General features: G+C 72.8%; 2 protein-coding genes and 1 pseudogene. 2 read left to right on the forward strand and 1 reads right to left on the reverse strand.

Translation table 11 applies throughout. The annotated features are described in order from the left end of the window. Positions 1 to 291, reverse strand: a pseudogene (locus G6020_RS17450) (hypothetical protein); the annotation flags it as partial. Positions 292 to 452: 161 nt separating this feature from the next. Here G6020_RS17450 and lspA point away from each other — a divergent pair. Together lspA and G6020_RS14575 are read left to right on the forward strand one after the other, a co-directional pair. After that, a complete protein-coding gene (lspA, locus tag G6020_RS14570; RefSeq protein WP_182611100.1) occupies positions 453 to 1,079 on the forward strand; it encodes a signal peptidase II in 627 nt (208 codons plus the stop codon). Beyond that, the gene (locus G6020_RS14575) at positions 1,072 to 1,998 is read left to right on the forward strand and encodes an RluA family pseudouridine synthase (protein ID WP_179526215.1); all 927 of its coding nucleotides are present in this window, start codon (positions 1,072 to 1,074) and stop codon (positions 1,996 to 1,998) included. The genes lspA and G6020_RS14575 overlap by 8 nt, the downstream gene beginning before the upstream one ends. Positions 1,999 to 2,100 lie beyond the last annotated feature (102 nt).

The raw sequence follows: 2,100 nt of genomic DNA on the forward strand, positions 1-2,100 counted from the left end.
TTCTCCCTCGACGGTCAACGTCTGCTCGGGGGTCTCGTCGATCCTCGGCTCCGAGCCCGGCACGGTCGTGCGAGACGTCGCGGACCTGGTGACGGCGACGGTCACGGGCTCACGCGAGGGGGCGTAGGCCAACACCCTCAGGTCCCCGGAGCCCTCGTCGAGGAGCTCGACCGTCGGGGCGGGGCCGGGGTCCACCTCCACCGCCGGCTCCAGGCCCTGGTCCTCCTGCGCGCTGACCGCCGCGTCCCCGGGGGAGTCCCCGCCGTCCGAGCACGCGGCCGTGGAGGCCACGAGCGCAGCGGCCAGCGCGGTAACGAGGAGTCGGCGACCGCCTCGCGTGGGTCGGGAAGGGCCGGAGGCACGGGGTGTTCGGGGGTTCACGACCCCCGAGCCTAGAGGGTCCACCCACCGGGCCACCCGGCCCCGCCGGGGGATCAGGGATACTGGACCGCATGACGGAGACCAACGGGACGCGGTCCGACGCCACGGGGACGACGCCCGGCGGTGCCGGTGCCGGCTATTTCAGGGCGGGGCCGGTGGTCATGCTGATGATCGCCGCGGTGATCGTGACGGCGGACCAGGTGACCAAGGCCCTTGCGGTGTGGGGACTCGAGGGACAGGACCCGATCCGGATCGTCGGCGACACCGTACGACTGCTCCTCCTGCGCAACCCCGGGGCGGCCTTCTCGATGGGGACCGGCTCGACCGTCGTCCTGAGCATCGTGGCGACACTGGTCGTGCTGGGATTGCTGTGGTTCTCGCGTCGGGTCCACTCCCGGTGGTGGGCGTGGGGACTCGGGTTGATCCTGGGTGGTGCCGCCGGGAATCTCGTCGACCGGTACCTCCGCTCGCCCGGGGTGCTGCGCGGACACGTGGTGGACTTCGTCTCGGTCGGGTGGTGGCCGGTGTTCAACGTGGCCGACTCGAGTCTGGTCGTCGGCGTGATCGTGGTGGCCGTCGCCGTGTTCAGGGGCGTGGAGTTCGACGGCTCGCGTGGGTTGGTGGCGGAGGACGCCGCCGCGACGGAGCGTCGTGACGGCGGGGACGGCGGCGACACCGTGGGCGGAACGCATGGGTGAGCTGCGCACCTTCCCCGTCCCGGACGGTCTCGACGGGATGCGGGTGGATGCGGGCGTCTCCCGCCTGCTCGGGATCTCCCGGACCGCGGTCGCCGACCTCGCCGGCGAGGGCAAGGTGCTGATCGACGGCCGGGCCGTGGGCAAGTCCGACAAGCTCACCGGGATGTCGTGGATCGAGGTCGAGATGCCCGACCCGCGGGCCGAACCGGCGGTGGTCGCCGAGCCGGTGGAGGGGATGGCGGTCATCTACTCCGACGCCGACCTCGTCGTCGTCGACAAACCCGTCGGCGTGGCCGCCCACCCCTCCGTGGGCTGGACCGGCCCCACCGTGATCGGGGGGCTGGCGGCCGCCGGGTACCGCATCTCCACCTCGGGGCCGCCGGAGCGCAAGGGGATCGTCCACCGCCTCGACGTGGGCACCTCCGGCCTGATGGTGGTCGCGGCCTCCGAGCGCGCGTACACGCTCCTCAAGCGGGCGTTCCGCGACCGCACGGTCGACAAGACCTACCACGCGCTGGTCCAGGGACACCCCGATCCGCTGTCCGGGACCATCGACGCCCCCATCGGCCGCCACACCTCCAACGACTGGCGGTTCGCGGTCACCTCCGACGGCAAGCACTCGATCACCCACTACGACACGCTCGAGGCGCACCAGGCCGCGACGCTGGTCGAGGTGAAGCTCGAGACCGGGCGCACCCACCAGATCCGGGTGCACTTCTCCGCCCTGCACCACCCGTGCGCGGGGGACCTGACCTACGGCGCCGATCCGGTGCTGGCGAGGCGGCTCGGGCTGGAGCGGCAGTGGCTCCACGCGGTGGGGCTCGGGTTCGACCACCCGGGCACCGGTGAGCGCGTGGACTTCGCGAGCTCGTACCCCGATGACCTCCAGCACGCGCTGGACGCCCTCCGCGCGGCGTGAGCAGGCCCCGGGGCACCGGTCGGACGACCCCCCGATCGGCCGGCCTGCGGGTCCTCAGGATCGCGGGTGTCGGGGTGGTGATCGTCCTGGCGTTGGTCGCCG

Origin of the sequence: Dietzia sp. B19 (assembly GCF_014145155.1) — a bacterium.
GTDB lineage: Bacteria > Actinomycetota > Actinomycetes > Mycobacteriales > Mycobacteriaceae > Dietzia > Dietzia natronolimnaea.

Coding starts and splice junctions, on each gene's coding strand:
- G6020_RS14575 (WP_179526215.1), top strand. CDS start 1,072: ATGGGTGAGCTGCGCACCTTCCCCGTCCCGGACGGTCTCGACGGGATG.
- lspA (WP_182611100.1), top strand. CDS start 453: ATGACGGAGACCAACGGGACGCGGTCCGACGCCACGGGGACGACGCCC.